This window comes from Desulforegula conservatrix Mb1Pa (genome assembly GCF_000426225.1).
Taxonomy (GTDB): Bacteria; Desulfobacterota; Desulfobacteria; order Desulfobacterales; family Desulforegulaceae; genus Desulforegula; species Desulforegula conservatrix.
Genome location: NZ_AUEY01000010.1, coordinates 58,764 through 83,433 on the forward strand (window position 1 = coordinate 58,764; position 24,670 = coordinate 83,433).

The following is a 24,670-nucleotide window of genomic DNA, read 5'->3' on the forward strand; positions in this document are numbered from 1 at the left end:
GATTAACAAGACCAATTATCGTCATTCCGGCGCAGGCTGGAATCCAGAAGTAATTGAAAATACTGGATGCCGGATCAAGTCCGACATGACGCCAATGCCCTTTTTTGATTTTTTGAGAGACCATCTTATTAGAACCTAATAGTAAAAAGGCGCGCAAAAACATAATTTGCGCGCCGGATTCATGCTCTTGTTGTAGGTTTTTTATCTAAGGATAAATTTCTATTTGAACAAAATTTGGATTCTCAGGATTATTGAGGCCAATAACACTAAATTTTCCGTTTTCAAATTTTGGAGGTATGTTTTTTAGAAAATTGTCAACCTTGATTTTTGACTCTGAACCGTTAATAACAAGGAACCACTTGTCGTTTTTGGAAGCTTCGAATGCAATATGTTTGCTGTCAGAGCTGAAAACAGGAAATCCGGCAGCGTCATACCATCCGTTTTCATTTTCGTTCATTACCAGGGTCATTTTTTTATCATTTTGTGCTATGTATGCGGCTGTTTTTGAATCAGGGCTGAATGTGGAAAAAGAAAGCATTTCATAAGATTTTCCTTGTTTACCATCTATTACTGCTATCCACTTCCCTCCATTAAGCCCGAAGAACATTATCCTCTTGCCATCAGGACTGCTCTCAGGCAGTGATATTTTTTCGTAAGGCTCACTCTGGACTCCGTCAATAAAGACATAATTTTTTCCGTCTTTTTCGCCTGAATATACAAAATGATTGCTTTCAAAAGTAAAAAAATAAGGGCCGATGGCGTCAAGTTCAGGGCCTTTCTCTTTGCCTTTGACTATGAACCATTTGCCTTTTTTCTGGGCAGAATAAACAAGTTCTGATGTTTTTGGATCAAAAATTGGTGAGCCTACAAGATCAAAGGATTCATTTTTTTTCTGGTCAGCCATAATGAAAAAGTCATTGGAGTCCTGGGCTGCGAAGGCGAAGTGTTTGCCGTCTGAGCTGAAAGTCAGCCGGAACACATTATTGTATGCCTTGCTCTTCCAGTCATCAAGGATAACTTTCCATTTTGATTCCTCTCTGAGAGCGTAAGCAAGTTTTGAGGAGTCAGGGCTGAAAACGAGTTCCTTGGCGCCTTGGGTCTTGGCAATGGTTTTATCATCAAGAACAACATGCCATTCTTTAAGCAGAAGTCCTCTGTAAGCAATATGCTTGCTGTCAGGGCTGAAAAGGATCGGTTCATCATTTGCTATTGTCTGGAAGGCAGGCCCCTTGCTTTCATTTTTTACAACAAAGTGATTCGCACCTGTCTGGGCATGATATGCAAGATTATTCCCGTCAGGACTGTAGACAAGCCCCGCAGCTCCGTCATAGCTTGTACCTTCTTTTTCTCTTCGGACAACCACTGATTTTCCGGCTGCGAGTCCTATATAGGATATTTCAGGTCTTATCGGATTAAAAACAGGCGTGTTTTTTCCTATGGCATCATATACTTTTCCTGAAATCTGATCGTGCATGACAAACATGCCTAATTTGTTGGAAAGAACATAAGCAATGGATCCTGAAGCATTATCACTGACAATGGATTTAGGAAAAAATTTGATGCCCTGGGGTACCGAGCTGATCGTGCTGGAGTTTTCACTGAAAGCATGGGTAGATGATGCATGGGAACAGATTAGTATTGATGTGACTGCAATAGCTAAAACCAATTTATTAATTTTAAAACATTTCATACTCGAGTGCGCCTTGTTTTGTGTTAATGAATGAAAGATAACAGTGGCCCGTTACCATTCCGCATTTACTTCAGGATTAATGAATAAAGAGGAATTTATATTTATTAGTTCAATAAACAGTATTTCGTCCATCTCGGTTTCAAAAAGAGTTTGGGCCTTTAAAAGCTGGTTAACAGTTAAACCTTTTGAGTCCCTTAGATTGGCTTTCTTCAGATAGGCCCCCTCAAAAGCAGCACCTTCAAGATCACAACCCTTCAGATTGACACTAAAGAGGTTGCATCCGCTCAAGTCCGCATTTGTGAGGTTCGCGTTTTCCAGATTCGAATTTTCAAGGTCTGATTCATTTAGTTTTGATTCCTGCATGACAGCGTTTATAAATATTGTGTTTCTGAGATCTGCATTTTTGAGGTCAGCTTTCCATAAGACAGCGTTTTTAAAATTAGCATTTGAAAGAACAGAGCTGTACAGATTGGTATCTTCCATATAAGAGTTTGCCATGGAGGCATTTCTGAGATCGCAAAAACTCATGTCAGAACGCCACATATTAGCGCCCTCAAGATTGTACCGCCTCATATCCATGTTCCTTAGATAGCAGTTATTAAGATCAATTGCGCTGATACCGATTTCATTCATTCTTTTTATATTGCCCCTGATCCTTCTGGCGGCTTCCTCAGCTTTCCAGTTCCTGAAATCGTCTATCTCATCCTGGTATCTTCTTGCAAGAAGCTTGTTATTTCCTTTCTGCTGGAACCAGACGATGATCACACCAAGCATCAGAATATCAATAAGAACGCCGTGGGCCTCGGCCAGAAGGTTTTCCGTGAAAGACCTCGGGCCATAATAATCCTTTGATATGAAAAGTACGAATCCTAACATGACAATAAAAACAACTACAGATATGCTGATTGGGTTGGTTATCAATTTTTCGAACCAGTCTTCTTTTTCAGAACTGAGTGAAAAATGCTGATACGGTTTATTTTCAGAATTTTTTTTGTTCATAAAGAGTAATGCACCAGGAAATGGATGGTTTGCAGTATTTATGATGGACTCGCAAAAAGTAAGATTCCCGTCATTCCGGCGGGGCTTGTACCAGTGAAAACAGGGAGCCGGAATCAAGAAGTAATTGAAAATACACAGATGCCGGATCAAGTCCCGGTATGACGTCGACGCCTTATTTTGACTTTTTGCGGTCTTGTCATTTATGAATGCAGTATGGATTTTTTCTTTATTTATGTCAATTTTCAAGTAAACAATGCGATGATGAAAGCATCTGTATTTCAAGGCAACCGCAAATAGCCGTTTCCCGTCATACAGTCGAAGTCCGTAATCCGGAAATATCTGAAAATACAGGATCAAGTCCGGCATGACGCCACCTCTTTTTGGTGCTTTTGCGAACCCATCAACTACAGTAATAATAAAAATATGGCTATGTTCCCCCTTAGATGTTGAAAAGCGAAATATTAATCCTTTTTGGACTTATGAATCATGGGGAACTTTTTGTAAAAAGTTCCATAAGTCCCTTCAAAAACTTTATGTTTTATTATGATCAGACGCAAATGCCCTAAAATTGTGCATGCACTGTCTGATTACCTGAAAGTTTTTGCGGAGCTTTTTGCAAAAAGCGACCCGCCGGAGGCCGCTTTTTATTAAAAGTATTAGTTAGTTATTGGAATGATAAAATATTCCACACTTAAAGGGAACAGAGCCAAAAATATTGAGTAGTCTTTGTCAAAAAAAGTTTGCCAAGGCACAATAAACTGGAAATATGGCAGATCCGCATAATATTTTTGATCTGTTGATTGACGCCTTCAAATTGCCTTTGTATATAGGTCACTCAATTTTTGCCTTAATTAGGAGACGGAATGAATATTCTCATTACAGGCGGTGCCGGATTCATCGGTTCCCACACTGCTGACGGGCTTTTACGTGATGGTCACAGGGTCACCATTTTGGACAATCTACAGAATACTGTTCATCCAAAGGGTAAGCCGGATTATCTGCCTGAAAAAGTGAACTTCATACTTGGAGACGTCAGGGAAAAAAAAGACTGGGAAAGGGCGCTTGAAGGCATAGACGCTGTATATCATCTGGCGGCATATCAGGATTATCTTCCTGACTTCTCGACTTTTTTTCATGTGAATACGGTTTCAACCGCGCTCATGTATGAGACAATAGTCGAAAAAAAACTGAACGTTAAAAAGGTCATAGTAGCAGCTAGTCAGGCAGTAATGGGAGAGGGCAGATACAGATGCGCCATGTGTTTTTCTGGAAAAGGCATCGATGTATTTCCTGAAATAAGAATAGATTCCCAGCTTTCAAAAGGCGACTGGGAGCATTCATGCCCTGAATGCGGGACCAGACTTGACTGGCAGCCATCTGATGAGACGGTTATCAAGCCTTGCAACCAGTATGCTATTTCAAAGTATTCCCAGGAGCTGATAGCCATACAGCTTGGAAGGAGATACGGAATTCCAAGTGTTGCAATGAGATATTCAATTGTCCAGGGACCCCGTCAGTCATTTTATAATGCCTACTCTGGAGCCATGCGTATTTTTGCTCTTTCTCTTTTTTTTGATAAAGCCCCCACAATCTTTGAAGACGGCAACCAGGTAAGGGATTTCGTTAATATACATGATGTGGTTGACGCAAACCTTCTGGTGCTGGAATCAGACAAGGCCAATTACAGGGTTTTTAATGTAGGCGGAGGAAAAGCTTATACTGTAAGGGAGTTTTATCAAAAAATGCAGGATATTACTGATAAAAGTCTTGATCCGATCATATCAGGGTATTACAGGTACGGCGACACAAGGCATATCTTTTCTGATGTCAAAAATCTCGAGTCACTTGGATGGAAGGCAAAAAGAAACGTTGATGAAAGCATTTCAGAATACTGGGATTATCTTAACAGGCAGACCGACATTCAGGAAATACTCAGTTATGCTGACAAGCATATGAAGAGTCTTAATGTTATCAGAAAGGCAAAAGAAATCTGATATGAAGGCTTTTCTCCTTGCAGCAGGTCTTGGGACAAGACTCAGGCCTTATACCGACACAATACCAAAATGCCTTATGCCAATCTGTGGCAGGCCGCTTCTGGGAATCTGGCTGGATCATCTTAAAGCCCACGGGATAACAGAGGTTCTTATAAACACTCACCATCTTGCAGATAAGGTGTCTGATTTTATTGCATCTGAAAATTTCGGCAACTTAAAGATTTATCTCGTGCACGAAGACAATCTTCTTGGAAGCGCGGGAACTGTTTTGAATAACAGATCCTTCATCTCGGATGATTCTCCTTTTATTATCATATATGCAGACAATTTAACCAATGTTGATCTGACTGGTCTTGTTGATTTTCATAAAAAGATATCTCTAAAAGGGGCTGTTTTCACCATGGGACTGATCAGGGCTCCTGAGCCTAAGAGATGCGGCATAGTTACCATAAATAATGATATGCTGATTACGGATTTTACGGAAAAACCTGAGAATCCTGCATCTGATTTGGCCAATTGCGGTATATACGTCACTGATCGTCGTGTTTTTGATTTTTTCCCGGATAGTATGCCTGATTCAGGAATTCTTGATTTTGGGTTTGATATTATTCCATTCCTTAAGGGAAAGATGTATGGACACCATGTAAATGGCTACCTTAGGGATATCGGAACTCTGGAAAGTTATCGTTTAGCCTGTGATGAATGGATCTCAATCATGGAAGAAAACTCTAAAACCGAAGGTTCCCGAAAATAAAAACTTACGTGTATTTCAATTTAGGCATGAGTGTTCTTGACTTGTGCCGATATTTTGTTCTATTTTCATGCTTTACTAAGATTTACAAGGTAACAGGGGGATTTTATGAATAAACTTGAGCTTATCGCAGCTCTGAAGAATGAAGCCAATATTTCAAAGTCCGAAGCCGCTGAAGTGGTGAGGATTTTTTTTGATTCCATGTCAGATGCTCTCGCACAGGGTGAGAGGGTAGAAATAAGAGGACTCTGCAGTTTTTTTGTCAAAGAGTATAAAAGCTATGTGGGACGTAATCCCAAAACCGGAGACAAGGTTGTGATTGAGCCCAAAAAGCTTCCTTTCTTCAAATGCGGCAAAGAACTCAAAGAAAGAGTCAACGCCGAGGAATCCTGAAAATAAATGTTTTTCCCATTTTTACTCAGGTCGTATTTGACAGTGCAATGTATTATTATAAATACTCGCCTGGGTATAATCAGGAAGACTTCATGCCATTTCAAGCAGTCCAAGCATGTGAGACAGGAATTTGAAACATATCCCAGCTTTTGACGCAGTTTTAGGGCAGGATAGGGCTATCGCGCAATTAAAGCAGCTTCTGGCCTCTAAATCAGTGCCAGGGGCCATGCTTTTTACAGGGCCTGCCAGCGTCGGTAAATTCCTAACAGCAATTTCATTTGCCATGGCTGCCAACTGTTGTGAAGAAGGCAGTGATTCAATTATTGGATGTAGAGTCTGCGGGTCGTGTTCCAGAATTAAATCAGGAAATCATCCTGATGTTATAATAATTAAGCCTGACGGGAATTATATAAAAATAGGCCAGATAAGAGAGCTTATTGAAAAAATTTCAACAAGGCCTAAAGAGGCTTTAACCAGATTCATAATCATTGATGGAGCTTCGACAATGACAGTCGAGGCTTCGAATGCGCTGCTCAAAAGCCTTGAGGAACCCCCGCAAAATACTGTTTTTATTCTTGTATCTTCATCCATGATGTCTGTGCTTCCCACAATTCGTTCCAGATGCTGTCATATAGGGTTCTCACCCCTTGGAAGAAAAGCACTTGAGATGATTCTCATTTCTTCTGTGGGATATACGTCCGAAATTTCTGCTTCTGCGTCTTTGATGTCAGACGGCAGCGTCAGGACGGCAGTTGATGCCATCGAAAAAGGATGGATTGAAAAGCGCAGATGGCTCTATTCGGAGGTGGCTGCCCTCAGAAACCGGTCTTTACCGGTGATTCTTGCGCTTGCAGAGGATTTGGCACAAAAGAGTGATGATATCAAAGCTTCGCTTGAGATTATTAAGAGCTTTTTCAGGGATCTTGTTGTTTACAGATACAGGCCTGAAGTATTTATGGGCCATGATTTGAAGTCTGTTCTTGAAACCGCCCTGCCATATTATCAGGATAGCGAACTTGTCAGAATGCTTGAAAAAGTGCATGAATCCCAGCGCAGCCTTGAATTGAACGCCGTTTCAAGACTCGTTCTTGAAATGCTTTTTCTGAAAATTGCAGGATTTCATAAATGATCAGGATAGCAGGAATCCGGTTTAAAACAGCCGGAAGAATATATAATTTTGATAGCGCTGACTTTGTTCTTAAAATGAATGACAAAGTCATTGTTGACACTGACCAGGGATCAGGGCTCGGTTATGTGGCTACGTTGCCTCATGAGATAGAAGCTCTGCTGCCAGGGTTCCCGCCACTTAAACCAATACTCAGAATAGCGGAAGAAGAGGATCTCGAGCAGCTTGCAAGAAACAGCGAAATGGAGAAACAGGCATTCAAGTATTGCAAGCAGAAAGGCATGGAGCTTGGCCTTGAAATGAATCTTTTCCATGTTGAAAGTTCTTTTGACGGCACCAAACTTGTATTTTTCTTCACGGCAGACGGTCGTGTGGATTTCAGGCTGCTTGTCAAAGAACTTGTCAAGGAGTTCAGGGCAAGAATAGAAATGCGTCAGGTAGGAATAAGAAACAGATCAAAGATACTTGGCGGATTAGGAAGATGCGGACGTGAACTATGCTGCTCTTCATACCTTGAGGAGTTTGATCCTGTTTCCATAAGAATGGCCAAGGAACAGGGTCTTTCCCTTAATCCCACCAAAATATCCGGTGTATGCGGCAGGCTTATGTGCTGTCTTACTTATGAGAATGAGGCTTATATACATCTCAAGGAAAATTTTCCAAAGATAGGCAAAGCTGTAATGACTCCCCAGGGCAAGGGCAAGGTGACAAGGCACAACGCCATTGGAGGCAGGATTGCGGTAAGGCTTGATGACGACGGTATGGAAATTGAGTTAAAGATGGATGAGATTTCAAATAAACAGGAAGTACAGAATGACTAAGTCTTTTTATATAACCACTCCAATTTATTATGTTAATGCCAAGCCCCATCTTGGGCATGCTTATACGACCATAGCAGCTGACACAGCAGCACGTTTTCATTCAATGAAGGGTGAGGATGTATATTTTCTAACCGGAACAGACGAACACGGAGATAAGATAGTCAAGGCTGCTGCCAAAGAGAATCAGACAGCAAGTGAATATGCTGATAAGATCAGTAAGCTTTTCAGTGATTTGTGGCCAGGCCTTTCCATATCCAATGATGATTTCATCAGGACGACTGAAGATAGGCATAAAAGAGTCGTGAATTATATTCTTCAGAAACTATTTGATGCTGGCGAAATCTATTATAGCGAATACGAAGGCTTGTACTGCTTTGGATGTGAACAGTTTTATAATGAACGTGACCTTGTTGACGGGAAATGTCCTGATCACAAGGAAGAGCCTGCGGTAATCAAGGAATCCAATTATTTTTTTAAAATGAGCAAATATCAGGAATGGCTGATTGATCATATCAAATCAAATCCTGATTTTATAAGGCCTGAAAGATATAAGAATGAAGTGCTTGCATTTTTAAGGGAGCCACTTGAAGACCTTTGCATCTCAAGGCCAAAAACAAGACTTGAGTGGGGAATACCTCTCCCATTTGATGATAAATATGTGACCTATGTATGGTTTGATGCGCTTGTTAATTATATTTCCGCGCTTGGTTATCCTGATGATCCAAAATTTGAAAAATACTGGGCTGCTTCAAATCATATAGTTGCAAAAGACATCATAAAACCCCACGGAATCTACTGGCCCACAATGCTCAAGGCGGCAGGGATTCCAATGTATAAGAGTCTAAATGTGCATGGCTATTGGAATGTATCTGATGCCAAGATGTCAAAGAGTCTGGGCAATGTCATTGATCCCATGCATATGAAGGATGTCTACGGAGTAGATGCGTTCAGGTTTTTCCTCATGCGGGAGATGTCCTTTGGTCTCGATTCCAGCTTCTCAGAAGACGCGATGATAAACCGCATCAATTCGGATCTTGCCAATGATCTCGGTAACCTTGTTAGCCGAGTGGTTACAATGTGCCACAAGTATTTTGACGGCATAGTTCCTGACGGCAGGGATGAGGATCTTAATCCGAAAAGTGATTTCAATCTCAGAGTGTCTGCTGAAAAAGCAGTAGCTGAGTATGAAGAGTCAATGGAAAAATTTGCTTTTCATAAAGGTCTTGCGTCAGCCTGGGAATTCATCAGTCATATGAATAAATATGTCGATGCCTCTGCACCCTGGGATCTTGCAAAGCATGATTCCACAAAAGGAGCGCTTAAAAAGGTCATATACAATCTCCTCGAAGGTCTCAGAATTACAGCAGGCCTTATTTATCCAGTAATGCCTTCTTGTTCAGCCATATTGAACGACCATCTTGGACTTGGTTCAGAAGAGAATTATTTCCATCTTGAAAATTTGAAAAAGTGGGGAGTGCTTGAGCCTGGGCAGAAAATAATGAAGTCCATCAGGCTGTTTCCTAGAATAGAGAAAGAAGTCAAGGAAGAAGAGCCTGTTGATATGCCTGTTAAGCTTGATCCGCCTTTGAAGCCGGATATCACGATTGATGATTTCATGAAGGTTGATTTCAGGGTTGCCACGGTTCTGAGCGCAGAGCCTGTACCAAAAGCCCAGAAGCTTTTGAAGCTCGAAATAGATATGGGTGAAAAAAGAACCATTGTGGCTGGCGTTTCCCAGGCCTATACACCTGAAGAACTGATTGGAAAACAGGTTATAATCGTCGCAAATTTGAAACCTGCCAAGCTCATGGGAATAACATCCCAGGGCATGATGCTGGCAAGTATTTCCAATGATGGATCATCGGTAATCACTCTTGACCGACCTGTAAAGCCAGGGGCTCAGGTAAAGTAGTTAATCTGTTCCCAGGGCAGCGCCAAGGGCATCAAAAACCTTAAAGCGGCAGGTGTAAATTGCGTAAAAATCTTGCGAATGCCGGATGGAGATCCAGGCAGACTTATTATAAAAAGCAGCAGAAATCTGCACAGACCAGGAAAAAGATTCTCAGAACAGTGATTCTTATTCCTGCTTTCTGTATTGTTGTATATGCGGCTGTCAGCGGAGTTATTAATCTTTTTGCCAAGTTTCATACTAAAAAAGAAAAACCGCCTGAAGTTGCAGAAGTCAAAAAAATAGAAACTACCGCAAAACCGGCGGTTTCTTCAGGTGCTATTCCTTCAGAGGCCCAGGCTTCCAAGGCTGAGGTTAAAACTGATGCATCTCAGCCAGAGAAATCAATAACTGATTCTGATAAAAAAACTGAAGAAACAGCAGATGCTTCTCAGGCTCCGCTCATTAAGCCTTTGAGTGGCAGCTATGAGAAAAAGGATCTGTATAAATTTCTTGGACAGCCAGGTTTCTCATCTTTTCAGACTCCTAATTTTGAAGTCCAGCATGGCCCTTCAAAAATAACTGTCAAGACCACTATTAATAATAATTTACAGACTTTTCTTACCGAATCCATTGATAGCGTAAAGAATTTAAGGCAGGGGAAGCCAAGGTATTTCGGAATTGTTGCAATGGATCCATCAACCGGTAAAATACTTGGCATGGGCGGTTTTGACGGTGATGCCGAAAGCAAGGGAATCTGCCCCGGCAATCTGTATCCAGCTGCAAGTGTTTTCAAAATTATAACAGCTGCTGCCGCAGTCGAGTCAAAGGGGTTCACTCCAGGCACACAGATGCTGTTTCATGGCAACAAATATACCTTGTATAAGTCCCAGGTTAATGATTCAAGGGACAGATATGCTACCAAAATTACTTTGAACGATTCATTTGCACAATCAATTAATCCGGTTTTTGGGAAAATAGGCAGTCAATACCTTAGTAAAGAAGTGCTCGCCTCATATGGCAATTCACTTGGATTTAACAAGAAATTTGATTTTGAGTTGCCTTTGCAACAAAGTTTTCTTGAAATATCAGGCGATAAATTCCATCAGGCCGAGATTGCTTCAGGATATAACAGGGATACAAAAATATCACCGATACACGGTGCCATGATTGCGTCAGCCGTTATTAATGAAGGTCGATTGCCTGAGCCATATCTTGTTGAACAGATTTCAAATGAAAAAGGAGAGCTGATTTATCAGGCAAGTCCAAAACTTGGCGAACAGGTTATCAGCCCTGAAACGGCCAATACCCTGAAACAGCTTATGGAATCGACAGTATCCAAGGGAACAGGCAAAAAATCTTTTGCCGGTTCCGAGAATGACGTTGTGCTTAAGTCCCTTGATATGGGCGGCAAAACAGGTTCAATCGACAATCCTACCCATGAGGTTCGGTTTGACTGGTTTGTCGGATTTGCAAAAAGCGATGAAGGTAAAAAAGTTGCAGTGGCAATTGTTGTTGGGCATGAAAAATTCATAGGGACAAAAGCAAGCAGATACGCAAGAATGATTTTCAGGCGTTATTTCCAGCCAGGGAATACCTAAGGTGAAAGAAGCCTGATTCAAGGCAAGGACGGAACCCAAAAGCCATAAGGAGATCACAGATGCCGGGTTTTGAAATTTTTGGAGATGAAGAAAGAAAAGAAGTCTTGGACGTTCTGGATACAGGCGTTCTAATGAGATATAATTTTGATGGCCCAAGAAAGGGAATATGGAAGGCAAAGGAATTTGAAGAAAACCTCTGTACCCGTCTTGGAGTTAAACACGCTCATCTTTGCTCAAGCGGAACATCTGCCCTGTGTGTTGCCCTCGCTGCCTGCGGGATAGGCGCGGGTGACGAGGTCATTGTTCCTCCATTTACGTTTGTAGCTACAATCGAAGCCATTCTTTTTGCAGGCGCAATCCCTGTTTTTGCAGACATCGACGACACTTTGTGTCTTGCCCCGGCAGCTGTTGAAAAAACGATCACTTCAAAAACAAAGGCTGTGGTTCCTGTTCATATGTGCGGTGCAATGGCAAGGATCGACGAGCTTAAATCAATCTGCGACAAAAATGGAATAATACTCATTGAAGACGCTTGCCAGGCAGTGGGGGGAACATTCAAAGGAAAGAGCCTTGGCAGTTTCGGAAAAATGGGCTGCTTTTCCTTTGATTATGTAAAAACAATAACCTGCGGAGAGGGCGGAGCAGCAATAACTGATGATGATGATCTTTATTTTAGGGCACATGCCTTTGCAGATCATGGACATGACCACATAGGCAGCGATCGCGGCAAGGAAGATCATATTCTTGTTGGAACAAACTACAGAATCAGTGAGCTTAACGCTGCTGTCGGCGTTGCACAGCTAAGAAAGCTTGATACGATTCTTGATGTTCAGAGAAAGAATAAAAAGGCAATCAAGAATGCTCTCTCAACAATATCAGAAGTAACTTTCAGAAACATACCTGACCCTGAAGGAGATTCTGCAACATTTCTTGCTTTTTTTCTCCCAACAGAAGCAAGGGCGAGGGAAATATCCCAGGCTCTTGCCAGCGCAGGAGTGGACGGATGCTTTTACTGGTATGATAACAACTGGCACTATATTAAAAAATGGGATCATATCAGAACACTTTCTGGTGGAGGTAAAATGCCCCAGGCTGACATGGAGAATGTAAAGGATTACAAAACTCTTAGTCTGCCTGTTTCTGACTCTATTATATCACGAACTATCTGCCTTCAGATAAAGCTTGGGTGGACAAAGGAAGAGATTGATTCGAGAATCTCAAAGATTTTGAATGTTTTCGGTAAGTAAAATAAGGCTCATTCGTAGGTCGGATTAGGACGTTCTTTGTCCTCAATCCGACATTAATCAGAATGTCTCACATGATTAAATTGTTTATGAAATCAGAGCATTTGAAAGATAGCAGCCAGTATCATAATATAATGCTTTTACGGCAAGTCCTTTTTATCAAAGCATAAAACTGTGTCTGAAAAGGTTTCAACCGCAGTTTGCATAAACTCATATCCTGAATCTCCGGCAATGGCGCCGGGAAAGAGGTGAGCATGTTTCGTAATTTCAAGACAGTTCCACAGATAGTTTTCGGCAGAGGCAGTTTTAATCAGCTTGATGCCATACTTGAACCAAAAAGAGAAGATTCTTTTATGGTGTTCCTTGTGGATCACTGCTTTGCAAATCATCCGTTCAAGTCCCGTGTACCTGTTAAAAAAAATGATCTCATGATTTTTGTTGATGTCACCAATGAACCATCAACAAAATACGTTGATGAGCTTACAGATATTGCAAGAAAGCATATTCCCGGCAAGATTCCTTCAGGGGTCATTGGGATAGGTGGAGGAGCCAGCATGGACCTTGCCAAGGCTGTTTCCCTAATGCTTACTAACTCAGGCAAAGCCCATGAATATCAGGGCTGGGATCTCATTAAGAATTCGGCAATCTATCATGTAGGAATTCCGACACTTTCAGGAACAGGCGCTGAGGTTTCAAGAACAACTGTTCTTATAGGCCCTGAAAAGAAACTTGGCCTTAATTCTGATTACACTGTCTTCGATCAGGTTGTGCTTGATCCTGAGCTTATAAAAGATGTTCCGACAGATCAGTGGTTCTATACCGGCATGGACTGCTATATCCATTGCGTAGAGTCACTTGAGGGTACTTTCCTCAATGCTTTCAGCAAGGCTTATGGCGAAAAGTCCATTGATCTTTGCCGTGAAGTATATCTGACAGATGATCCTGAAAAAGATGACAAGCTCATGATGGCTTCCTGGTTCGGCGGAATGAGCATCGCGTATTCACAGGTCGGCGTTGCCCACGCAATGTCATACGGCCTATCCTTTGTTCTTAAGGTTCATCATGGAATCGGTAACTGTATTGTATTTGATTATCTTGACGAATTCTATCCTGATGGCGTAAAGGAATTCAGGGAAATGATGAAAAAACACAACATTTCGCTTCCAAGAGGAATCACCTCAAAACTTACCGATGAACAGATGGAAACCATGATAACCGTTTCCATAGGCATGGCCCCTCTTTGGGAAAACGCCTGTGGAAAGGACTGGAAGTCCATTATTACGCGAGAAAAATTAAGAGATCTTTACAAAAGGATGTAGGTATAATGACAAGGCACTCCAGCTTGAGTACCATGCGTATCGTTAACTCAATGAAAACCATGTTTAAGTCCAAAGTTTTTTTTGCAAAACCGCTTTATAAGGTTCCTGCAGGTTCTGTCGTTTTATTTCCTGTTGATGTCGATACTCTTAACTGTGGTCTCGCATCCATAATTGTTTATAAAAAGGAAATAAACCCTGAAACTCCTGATCTTGGGTTGCTTGCGACACTCCATGAGAGCGTAAAAAAAGCCGGGCTTGAAAACGGGAAAAGCATTGATTCGATCTGCGACTGGTATTTGGGCGGAGAGTCCGTTTTAAGTGAATTGAAGAAAGCAGTGTCTGGTTTCAAGTCAGACGCTGTTTTCTCCCGCATATTCAGATCAGGAGAAATCTGCGGAAATATTTCTTCAATTGCTGACTCATTCGAGGAAATAATTGAGGCTGAATCAATAATTCTTGGAAGAATTATGGGTGGCCTTGAAACAGACAAGGTTGAGCTTGCTTCTTCAAGAATTGAGCTTATCAAGGACATTGCCTGGACCCTTAAGATTGAGCTGCTTGAAAACATAGATAAGATTAAAAAGCTGATTGCCCAGGGTGATATCGAGCCTTCACCTGAAAGCATCATAATATTCAGAAAAATAAGTTCAGTTTTAAATAGTATAGGTACCCTCGAGGTAAGGGGCAGGGATTCCGCTGGCATATCAATAATGCTTCATTACAAATCAGAGGTTGCCAGAGAGATAGAGATCCAGCTTCAGCAGCAGGCTCTTTATGACAGGTTCATGGGCAGATGCAACCAGAGCGTGCTCCTTAATAACTGTATTTCTTCTTCAGTGAGGAAGCAGGAAGACGGATCCACGCTCAATACCTTGGTTTTTACATATAAGATAGCTGCTGAAATTGGACGGCTTGGAGATAACGTAAAATTCCTCAGAACCCAGATAAAAAATGATCCGGTGCTTCAGGCTGCTCTTTGTTTTCATCCTGAGAAAATGAGCATTTTAGCACATACAAGATGGGCATCGGTTGGGGCAATCACAGAACCGAACTGCCATCCGGTTGATAATCAGACACCTCCTGAAAATTCATTCAAATCCCACGGAATTATTCATGTCTGCCTGAACGGGGATATAGATAATTACCATGAGCTAAAAGAGGATTTTGAAAATCAGTTCGGTGCAATTCAAAGTGAAATAACCACAGATACCAAAATAATTGCCTTACAGATTGAGCGTTATTTGAGCAGGGGATTTGATATTGAGGAATCATTCAGACTTGCCTTGAATGATTTTGATGGCTCCCATGCCATTACAATGCATACGGATATTGCTCCAGGAAAGCTTTTCCTTGGCCAGAGAGGGAGTGGCCAGGCTGTTTTTGTCGGTTTTTCAGATGATCACGCAATGGCAACATCTGAAATATACGGGTTCATAGAAGATACCCAGAACTTCATCAAACTTGATGGGGACTCAGGTTTAAACGGAGAAAAGGGAAATCCCCGAGGTCAGATAGTTATTATTGACCAATACGGAGAACCAAACCTGTCCTCAGTTAAAGCAATGTATTATGATGGTACTTCATATGATTTTGAAAAGGCTGGTTTAAAAAGTTCCGAGATAACATCAAGGGATATTGACAGGCAGGATTTCGATCATTTTTTTCTCAAGGAAATTTCCGAATCACCCCTTTCAGTATCCAGAACTCTCCAGGGGAAATGGAAATCGGTTACTAATCCTGACGGGTCAGAATGCTTAAAGGTCAATCTTGGTGAAAAAGTTGTTCCCCAGAAAATTGTAAATGCGCTTAAATCAGGTGAAATCAAAAGAATTTTTTTCATTGGCCAGGGTACGGCCGGAGTCGCTGGACTTACAAATTCCGGAATACTCAAACATTACCTGCGTTCGCCGGATATCCAGATATCGGCTCTTAAATCATCAGAGCTGAGCGGTTTCATATTTGAGGAAAACGATACTTCCGATAGCATGGCAGACGCTCTCGTCATTGCCATAAGTCAGTCAGGTACTACCACAGACACCAACAGGAGCGTTGACATGGCAAAAGAAAGGGGCGCAAAGACCCTGGCCATTGTCAACCGCAGGGATTCTGACCTGACCTTCAAGGTGGATGGCGTCATGTATACCAGCAGCGGAAGGGATATAGAAATGTCGGTCGCATCTACCAAGGCCTTCTATTCCCAGATAGTTGCAGGCGCCTTGATCAGTCTTTACCTTGCCCAGATCACAGGAAAGAGGGATGATGATTTTATATCGACTGAAATCAGATCTCTTCTTGAGCTACCTGATCATATGCGAAAAGTTTTATCCATGAGGCCTGAGCTTGAGGCTTCAGCAAAGTCATATGCTACCACAAAGACGTATTGGGCTGCCGTGGGTAGCGGTCCAAACAAGGCTGCATCGGATGAGATAAGAATCAAGCTCAGCGAGCTTTGCTACAAGACAATTTCTTCGGATTATGTCGAAGACAAAAAGCATATAGATCTTTCTTCAGAGCCGTTAATCATTGTCTGCGCCGCAGGAACGAGGCAAAGTGTTCTTGGCGACATTATCAAGGATGTAGCCATATTCAATGCTCACAAAGCCATTCCAATTGTAATAACGGATGAAGGAGAGCACAGGTTTGATAATTACGCCAGGGATGTTTTCAGGGTTCCCCATGTTTCAGAGCATCTGTCACCTGTTCTTAATACCCTTGCCGGACATATATGGGGGTATTATGCCGCACTTTCCATAAATGACGGTTCAAGATTCCTTTACCGCCAGAGATCATTACTGCAAGTTGTTCTTGATGAATGCACAAAACAGGGGCTTTCCATATACGAAACTGTTCTTGATGACAGATTCAGGAATAAGATTGCTGAATTCTACCGTGAATTCATGGATGTTAAAAAATCAGGCAAATATTCGGCCCTGTTTAGCACAACCCTGTCAATGGACATAACCCTTCTCTTGAAGTACCTTGCAGGCAGACTTCCAGGGGCTGATTTTGACATGGATTTCGGGGTAAGGGGAACTGCATCCAATATGGTCAATCTTCTTTTTGAAAAACTCGGAGAGGCCATAAACGACATGGCGAGACCGGTAGATGCTATAAAGCATCAGGCCAAGACCGTCACTGTAGGAACCAGCAGAATAAGTGAAAAGATTGAAGGTGTCATATTTGACCAGATCAAGGAGTTCGGTTTCAATATATCCCAGATAGCTAACAAAAATATTATTGTTCTTAAGAATCTTCAGGAAATTATTTCAGAGGTCAAAGGGTCCCTTCTTTACGGTATCACTGAGCTTAATATTTTCGGCGAGCCAACAGAAAATACAAAAATCATTCCTCTCAAAAAGACAGGTGTTCTTGCAGGAGAAACATCAAGGACTGAAAAAGATTCCAAGCTTAAAGGCACAAAATACATCATTGTCAAGGAAGGCAATATATTTATAGGACGGGGTCTTAAGGATGGACGCAGAATACTTGTTATTCCCGTTCTTTCGGGGACTGCCGGAACATCCGGTGCAATAGACCACCTGCTCTCCCTCAACATATCCTTAAAAGAAAAGGATGCGGTTTCACTTCACACAAAAATCAAGGCCCTCGGCGGCAAGCTTGACAGGATAAGAAACCTTGTCCAGGAAAAAGGATTTGTCTGGGATAACAGCATTCTTCAGGTTCTTGACATGGACGAACTTTTCGGAATGGCCGCCGAAAAATCCATAGAGCTGATTTGTCAGAGAATAAAGGGCTGATCTGATTTTAGGTGGGTTGTATCTATCCGATAAGACAAATTTATCGGATATACTTCACATCGTCATAAATTGAACTCTTCTGTTAGATGAAAGTTCAAAGACCGCTTTTTAAAAAAAGCTTAGCAAAAACTTTTCGGTTAAGGTTTCTTTTGTGTAAAAAACATATGTTCTCAACTCGTAATAAAAAAACATAAGGGTTTTGGGAAAGGTCTGGAAAACCCTTTTTCAAAAGGGTTTTCCAGAAATAATGCAGCAACAGGCCTGCCATTTAAACCGCCTGACTCATTTCAAATGTTCAAGCTGTGACATTGATAAGTATGTTCAAAAGTTCTCGGCTAAAGTTTATAACCTCCAGAAATCGAGTCCGGCTCTTTCTATCTTTTCCTGATTAAAAATGGACTTAACATCAATGATGACTCCGTTTTCAGCCACCTTTTCCTTCATCGTTTCTGTTTGCATTTCTTTGTATGGTCTGTGAGCCACTGCAAAAACCATTGCATCTGCTTTTTCAAGATTTTCCCAGGCAGTGAGCTTCACTCCATAATAATGCTCAGCTTCAACTTGATCTGATATCGGATCATGAACCTGAACTTTTATGCCGTAGGACTCAAGTTCATTAATTATATCGACTACCTTCGAGTTTCTAAGATCTGGGCAGTCTTCCTTGAATGTAAGCCCCATTACCGTAACTCTGGCATTTTTTATGTTGATTCCCTGGGCGATCATTCTCTTTACTGTTTTTTCAGCGATGAATTTACCCATGCTGTCATTTATTCTTCTGCCAGCTAAAATAACCTGGGGATGATAACCCACTGTTTCGGCTTTGTATGTCAGGTAATAGGGATCAACTCCAATACAGTGGCCGCCGACAAGACCTGGTCTGAAAGGAAGGAAATTCCATTTAGATCCAGCAGCTTCAAGAACGTTTATGGTGTCAATCCCTAATTTGTCAAAAATCACGGCAAGTTCATTGATAAGAGCTATATTAAGATCGCGCTGTGTGTTTTCAATAACTTTTGCCGCTTCGGCTTCTTTTATGGTTTTTGTCGGGAAAACGCCTGCCGTGATTATTGATTCGTACAGCTTTTTGACTTTCTCAAGAGTTTCAGGAGTGTCGCCGGAAATAACCTTGACTATTGTTGTCAGAGTTCTTTCTTTGTCTCCTGGATTGATCCTTTCAGGGGAGTAACTGACAAAAAAATCTTTTTTCCATTTAAGTCCTGAAAACTTTTCAATTACAGGGACACATTCTTCTTCAGTGGCACCTGGATAAACAGTCGATTCAAATATGACAATAGCGCCCTTTTTGATGTTTTTCCCAATTGTCTCGGAAGCCGAAATAAGAGGGAGAAGATCCGGCTGGTGAGCTTCATTTACAGGTGTAGGCACCGCAACTATTAAAAAATCGGCTTTTGATAATTCTGAAGGATCATATGTGTATTCAGAGTAAACAGACGATTTCAGCTGTTCGGAAGACACCTCTCCCATTGGGTCGTGATGATTTCTATAGCTTTCTACGAGCTCTTTTTTCAGATCAAACCCGATGGTTCTGAATTTTTTCCCAAACTCTACAGCAAGTGGAATACCAACGTATCCAAGTCCTATGACTCCAATTACAATATTATTATCAGCCATAATTACCTCATGAGTTTTGGCGTTTCAAATGAATGCTCGATTGTGCGATTCCTGATTGTCAGCATCAAACAAAAAACATATTTTTTTGACAAAGTCGCAAAAAGTCCGGTTCCCTTCATTCCGGCGCAGGCCGGAATCCAGAAGTATCTAAAAATACGCAGATGCCGTATCAAGTCCGGCATGACGCCAATTCCCTTTTTAGACCTTGTCATATTTAAAATTGCATTCAATTTAGCGAGACGAAAATTACTTTGTTTTCTTTTTGCTAAAATGAAAATAATTAAAAAAGTTCAATTAATTAGACACTATTTTATCAAGATAAAAGGCAGTTATACCCCTCACCTCATCCCTGCACTTATCATTTGAAACAATTTTTTGTCTTAGTCCCGAGGCAATTATTTTTCCTGTCTCAACTCCGAATTGATCAAAGGGATTGTAGCCGGAAAGAAAAGCCTCATAAACGGTTTTTGCTTCATAAAATGACAGCAGTTTGCCAATGTCTTCAGGAGTTATGCTGTCAAGAACTATAATTGACGAAGGCCTGTTGCCCGGGCATCTTTTGGCAGGGTCGTCAGATTCACGTCCGCAGGCAAGAGCCTCAGCTTGGGCGATCATATTGATCCATAGTTCATGATGATTTGGAATCCCGAACAACCCTTTTATTTTCTGCTCATGTAATGGTTTTGCAATCCCAATAAATTCAACAGGAAAAGGTCGGCCCTGGTGCATAAGCTGAAAAAACGAGTGTTGTGCGTTTGTTCCCGTATCGCCTATGATAATTACTCCTGACGGGATATCGAGATTTTTGCCGTTTCCTGTAACAGATTTTCCGCAGCTTTCCATATAGAGTTGCTGAATATGGGAATGAAGAAGTGAAAGCCTGTTTGAGTATGGGATTATCCCCTGGGCCGGATATTTAAGGAAACAGTTATTCCACAGTCCTATGAGTGCAGCTATGAGAGGCATATTTTTTTCTTCAGGACTCTCGGACGCATGGATATCCATTTCATGGGCGCCCTTGAGCAATTTTGATACGTTTTCAAATCCGATGTATATTGAAAGGGGGAGTATGCCTGCTGTTGATGTTACGCTGTATCTTCCGCCAACACCTTCAGGCATTGAGAAAACACAACTGAATTTGGGTGAAGTCGACTGAGCAGCTTTTTCAGATGCGCTAATTGCGACAAAATGCATGGAAGGATCAGGAACCGATTCCGCCATGTAATTCCAGGCGATCCAGGCGTTGCATGCGACCTCAGACGTTGTGAAGCTTTTGGATATGACTATCCATAAAGTCGTTGAAGGATGAATAATCTCTGTAATATCAGCAAATCCTGAGTAATCGACATTTGACAGAAAGTGGAGCCTTATTTCCCTGTCAGAAAAATCTTTCAGAGCCGAAGCCACAAAAGCGGTTCCTAAATGCGACCCGCCTATTCCGATCACAACAACATCCGTAAAAATTTCACCTGTGGAACTTTTTCGGCTACCATTTCGTATTTCTTTTGAAAAAGATATGGCTTTTAATAAATCGCCGCGTGCTTTCGAGGATAGTCTGGCTTCATCAGTATTTGGTAAATCACAGAAGTTGGCCCTGATTGCAATATGTTCGGCCGGGAGGTTTTCCGTGGTATTTACGATCTCACCGTTAGACATTTTTTTGAAAAAAGGCCTGACCTCTCTTTCCTTTGCGAGATCGATAAGTGAGTCCATTATGGATTTATTGATTCTTTGACGCGAGAAATCATAGAATAAACCGGGAGTACTGATTGAGAATCCGGTGATTCTGTCTTTTTCTGTGGTCAAATTCTTCAGATGGCCGGATTCCTGACAGATCTGGGGTTTTTTGTTCTCGAGTGAAAGCCAGGCTTTGGCATCTGTGACAGGACTGGAATATATATTATAACCCATTTTATAAGACTGAATTCAATTTTAGCTTGTTAATTTTTGATGAAAAATCTTGAAATATAATCATGAGCTGACTTAAATAGCCTCTGCATGGAAGGTTTCCATGTATCAGGAGATGACAGATACCGCAAGAAAAATGATTGAAAATGCTTTCAAAATGGCATTTTAAGCTTTATTTGTTTCATAATTGACAAGGTCGCAAAAAGTCAGATTTCAGACATTCCGGCCTTCGCCGGAATGACCCTGAATCCTTTTTCTGGCTTTTTGCAAGACCATCATAATTTTTATTCATAATAAATGCGGAGTTTCATGATTACATGACTCCTGGAGAAAATATGCATATTGATCCCAAGATTGTCAGGCTTTTGGAAAAAGGCGTAAAAATACCTTCTCCATACAGTGTGGTTGTGTCAGATGATGTTGATATCGACAGGATATCCGGCAGTGGGGTGGTAATTAATCCCGGATGTATGCTCAAAGGCCCCGGCCTTTTTATAGGTGAAGGTACAGTTGTCGGTTCAGAAGGCCCCATGACACTGGAAAATGTCGCAGCAGCCAGGAAAGTGATTTTTGCTTCGGGTTACTCAAGGGACGCGGTTTTTCTGTCAGATGCATCAGTCGGAGCCAATGCACATATCAGGGAAGGATGCCTGTTTGAGGAGCTTTCAGGAACTGCCCATACGGTGGGGTTGAAACAGACGATTCTGTTCCCGTATGTTACCCTTGGTAGCCTTATAAATTTTTGTGACTGTCTTATGAGCGGCGGAACAAGCAGAAAGAATCACAGTGAGGTAGGAAGTTCTTACATTCATTTTAATTATACTCCGAATCAGGATAAGGCTACACCTTCAATAATGGGCAATGTTCCTGATGGTGTAATGCTTGATAAAGATCCAATTTTTCTTGGTGGGCAGGGTGGCATGGTCGGGCCTTGCAGGATAGCCTTTGGCACAGTAATTTCTGCTGGAAGTATTTGCAGAAAAGATGTTGTCCATGAAGGCAGATTAATTTCAGAAGTTCATGGCAGAAGTTTAAATATTCAGAGAAAAGCCGGTTTTTACAGTCAGGTTAAGCGCACAGTTTTTAATAATATATTTTATATAGCAAATCTTATGGCGTTATCACTCTGGTATAGAAATGTCAGAACGCTTTTCATTTCAGACGCTGACTACCCCGAAGCAGTACATTCAGCTGCCTTGAAAACCATTGACACAGCCATTAAAGAAAGAAAAAAAAGATTTAACGAGTTCTGCATGAAAATGCCGGAATCAATGGAAATATATCTAAGCTATTCTGGAGAGAATGCCTCTTCTGAACTCTTAAGTCAGAAAAAAGAATTGTTTAGAGCCAAAGATGATATTCTTTCTGTGTTTTCTGATTTTTCGGCAGATGATTTCAGTTGCCATGAAATGGGCTTTTTAGTGAAAAGCATTTTGAAATCGAACTCTGAAAAAGGCGGAAACTATATCGATGTCATTGGAGGACTTGATGCTGATTCCAAAGTAGCTGGCTCAGTTTGGCTGTGGAATTATGTTAAAAAAATATGTAAATGTGCTTTTGATAAAATGCCTTTAACTGGGCTTGATATACAGGGTGGCATACAAAAAACCGGAGAAAAATAATGTCTAAACTCTTTGGAACAGACGGAATAAGGGGCAGAGCTAATTCTTGGCCGATAACCCCGGATATGGGTGTTAAAATTGGAAAGGCTGCAGCTCTTTTTTTTGCAAAGAGCGGACAGCCTGCCAGGATTGTGATTGGAAGGGATACCAGAATATCAGGCGAGATGATGGAAATGGCCATTTCATCAGGTATCATGGCAATGGGTGGAACCGTATTCTGGCTGGATGTGGCTCCAACACCAGCTGTCGCGTATCTCACTAAATTTTTTGAAGCTGATGCCGGAATAGTTATTTCCGCGTCGCATAATCCTTTTCATGACAATGGGGTCAAATTTTTTGATGCAAAAGGTTTAAAACTCAGCCTGGAAACAGAAAAAAAACTTGCAGAAACAATACTCGATCCGGAAACTGACAAGAAATGCGAGGACGTCTACAGAACCGGGAATCGTATCTATCATGGAATCCTGATGGATGATTACAGAGAGTTTTTAAAGTCATCAATAGGTGATTCATTTAATCTTGAAGGCCTGAAAATCATTATTGACTGTGCGAATGGAGCCTCTTCTTTCGTTGCTCCAAAGGTTCTGGAAAGTCTCGGGGCTGAAATAATTACAATATTCAACAAGCCTGACGGGCTCAATATCAATAATGGCTGCGGATCTGAGCATGTTGATCATCTAAAGAAGCTTGTGATTGAACATAAGGCTAATGCAGGTCTTGCGTTTGATGGTGACGCTGATAGGCTTATTGCTGTTGATGAAAAGGGCAATGAAATAACAGGGGATCAGATTATTGCCATCTGTTCTGCGAGGGCGATTGAAACAGGTCATAAAAAAGCCGGTGATACTGTGGTTACGACTGTAATGAGCAATATAGGCCTTAAAATTGCACTTGAAAAGATGGGGCTGCAACATGAAATTACGGATGTAGGCGACAGGAATGTTCTTTTCCGCATGATTGAAACCGGTTCCATGATTGGTGGCGAGGATTCGGGTCATATGATTTTCCTGGATAACCACACTACCGGAGACGGAATATATTCAGCCATTAAGCTGCTTGAGGCACTCAAAGCTTCTGGCAAGCCTCTTTCCGAATTGTCCGGAATCATGTCTATTTTTCCCCAGATTCTTATCAATATCGATGTCAGGGAAAAACCAGATCTTGATAAGGTTCCTGCTATTCACTCCTCTATTATGGATGCTGAAAAAAAGCTTGAGGGAAAGGGCAGGGTGCTCGTCAGATATTCTGGAACTCAGCCAATGTGCAGGGTAATGGTTGAAGGCGAATGCCAGAAAGAGACTGAAAAGATTTGCAATGATATTGCAGGTGTTGTGCGAGCAGAGATTGGTGCGTGATTTGCCTGAAATCAGACTTCTTTAATTGCTGATTTATGGCTCTATACAAAAAACATTCAAAAACTTCGGCCTTCGGCTGGACGTTTTTTGAAAAAAGCTACGCAAAAACTTTTCAGTAATATAGATATTATGGCTATATCGATGATAATAGACTGTTATTATAGTAAAAGCATAAAATTTCTGAGGTGTTTGGAGATCTTTTTATAAAAATTTACCCAAAGAAATTTAACTTAAAAATGGTTTGATCTTCATATTTAAAAATTTAACGAGAAAAGAGCCTAATAATCGAGTAGGGTGAAGCAGCTGATCAAGTCTGCTTCATCCCTCTCACAGAACCGTGCGTACGGGCCTCGTACACGGCTCTTGTTCATCCTTATCTCGTTGTAAAAAGAGGAAGCACTCCCGTTTGAATTTCATTCATCGCGAACAGTCCGATTTCTTCAAACCATTTGTTGGGCATTGCCCAGTGGCTGAGCTGACATGCCGAGTTCCGCCATGATGTCATTTTGATGCTCTGGAATTCGCCGCTATACCCCAGCTGCCTGAGCCGTCTGTGCAGTTTATTC

16 protein-coding genes and 1 pseudogene are annotated in these 24,670 nt (G+C 41.5%); 12 read left to right on the plus strand and 5 right to left on the minus strand.

The window, feature by feature from the left end; genetic code table 11:
- Positions 1-205 precede the first annotated feature (205 nt).
- Both K245_RS0106165 and K245_RS0106170 read right to left on the minus strand, forming a co-directional pair.
- Complete coding sequence (locus tag K245_RS0106165) at positions 206-1,690, minus strand: TolB family protein (RefSeq protein WP_027358593.1); 1,485 nt, start codon at positions 1,688-1,690, stop codon at positions 206-208.
- A gap of 51 nt (positions 1,691-1,741) precedes the next feature.
- Entirely contained in the window at positions 1,742-2,689 is a 948-nt protein-coding gene (locus tag K245_RS0106170; protein WP_027358594.1) for a pentapeptide repeat-containing protein, read from the minus strand.
- Positions 2,690-3,552: 863 nt separating this feature from the next.
- On the opposite strand from K245_RS0106170, the gene K245_RS0106180 reads away from it, so the two are divergent.
- The 10 genes from K245_RS0106180 to K245_RS0106230 all read left to right on the plus strand — a co-directional run bounded on the left by K245_RS0106180 (position 3,553) and on the right by K245_RS0106230 (position 17,584).
- Positions 3,553-4,683, plus strand: coding sequence for an NAD-dependent epimerase/dehydratase family protein (locus K245_RS0106180; protein ID WP_027358595.1), 1,131 nt, complete (start codon positions 3,553-3,555; stop codon positions 4,681-4,683).
- Between the two features lies 1 nt (position 4,684).
- Complete coding sequence (locus K245_RS23320; protein WP_035276623.1) at positions 4,685-5,437, plus strand: nucleotidyltransferase family protein; 753 nt, start codon at positions 4,685-4,687, stop codon at positions 5,435-5,437.
- Between the two features lie 105 nt (positions 5,438-5,542).
- A complete protein-coding gene (locus tag K245_RS0106190; protein ID WP_027358596.1) occupies positions 5,543-5,827 on the plus strand; it encodes an HU family DNA-binding protein in 285 nt (94 codons plus the stop codon).
- A 130-nt stretch (positions 5,828-5,957) separates the two neighbouring features.
- Positions 5,958-6,956: a DNA polymerase III subunit delta' gene (gene holB, locus K245_RS0106200; RefSeq protein ID WP_084156149.1), complete on the plus strand. Its 999-nt coding sequence runs from the start codon at positions 5,958-5,960 to the stop codon at positions 6,954-6,956.
- Positions 6,953-7,774 carry a PSP1 domain-containing protein gene (locus K245_RS23325; RefSeq protein ID WP_035276608.1) on the plus strand — a complete coding sequence of 274 codons (822 nt, stop codon included), beginning with the start codon at positions 6,953-6,955 and terminating at the stop codon, positions 7,772-7,774. The genes holB and K245_RS23325 overlap by 4 nt, the downstream gene beginning before the upstream one ends.
- Positions 7,767-9,686: a methionine--tRNA ligase gene (gene metG, locus K245_RS0106210; protein WP_027358598.1), complete on the plus strand. Its 1,920-nt coding sequence runs from the start codon at positions 7,767-7,769 to the stop codon at positions 9,684-9,686. Before K245_RS23325 ends, metG begins: the two co-directional genes overlap by 8 nt.
- Before the next feature lie 59 nt (positions 9,687-9,745).
- Positions 9,746-11,263, plus strand: a complete 1,518-nt coding sequence (locus K245_RS23330) for a penicillin-binding transpeptidase domain-containing protein (protein ID WP_051283920.1) — start codon at positions 9,746-9,748, stop codon at positions 11,261-11,263.
- Positions 11,264-11,322: 59 nt separating this feature from the next.
- A complete protein-coding gene (locus tag K245_RS0106220; RefSeq protein ID WP_027358599.1) occupies positions 11,323-12,510 on the plus strand; it encodes a DegT/DnrJ/EryC1/StrS family aminotransferase in 1,188 nt (395 codons plus the stop codon).
- A 251-nt stretch (positions 12,511-12,761) separates the two neighbouring features.
- Positions 12,762-13,826: an iron-containing alcohol dehydrogenase family protein gene (locus K245_RS0106225; protein ID WP_027358600.1), complete on the plus strand. Its 1,065-nt coding sequence runs from the start codon at positions 12,762-12,764 to the stop codon at positions 13,824-13,826.
- Between the two features lie 59 nt (positions 13,827-13,885).
- The gene (locus K245_RS0106230; protein ID WP_232223800.1) at positions 13,886-17,584 is read left to right on the plus strand and encodes an SIS domain-containing protein; all 3,699 of its coding nucleotides are present in this window, start codon (positions 13,886-13,888) and stop codon (positions 17,582-17,584) included.
- Positions 17,585-17,926: 342 nt separating this feature from the next.
- On the opposite strand, the gene K245_RS0106240 is transcribed toward K245_RS0106230, so the two are convergent.
- On the minus strand, positions 17,927-19,219 hold the full coding sequence (locus K245_RS0106240; protein WP_035276609.1) for a nucleotide sugar dehydrogenase: 1,293 nt from the start codon (positions 19,217-19,219) through the stop codon (positions 17,927-17,929).
- 294 nt (positions 19,220-19,513) lie between these two features.
- Positions 19,514-21,130 carry a glucose-6-phosphate isomerase gene (locus K245_RS0106250; protein WP_051283921.1) on the minus strand — a complete coding sequence of 539 codons (1,617 nt, stop codon included), beginning with the start codon at positions 21,128-21,130 and terminating at the stop codon, positions 19,514-19,516.
- Between the two features lie 332 nt (positions 21,131-21,462).
- On the opposite strand from K245_RS0106250, the gene K245_RS23335 reads away from it, so the two are divergent.
- Together K245_RS23335 and glmM are read left to right on the plus strand one after the other, a co-directional pair.
- Positions 21,463-22,749 carry a hypothetical protein gene (locus tag K245_RS23335; RefSeq protein WP_051283922.1) on the plus strand — a complete coding sequence of 429 codons (1,287 nt, stop codon included), beginning with the start codon at positions 21,463-21,465 and terminating at the stop codon, positions 22,747-22,749.
- Positions 22,749-24,104 carry a phosphoglucosamine mutase gene (glmM, locus tag K245_RS0106260; protein WP_027358605.1) on the plus strand — a complete coding sequence of 452 codons (1,356 nt, stop codon included), beginning with the start codon at positions 22,749-22,751 and terminating at the stop codon, positions 24,102-24,104. The genes K245_RS23335 and glmM overlap by 1 nt, the downstream gene beginning before the upstream one ends.
- Positions 24,105-24,477: 373 nt before the next feature.
- On the opposite strand, the pseudogene K245_RS28255 reads toward glmM, so the two are convergent.
- Positions 24,478-24,670 (minus strand): annotated as a pseudogene (locus tag K245_RS28255) (hypothetical protein); the annotation flags it as partial.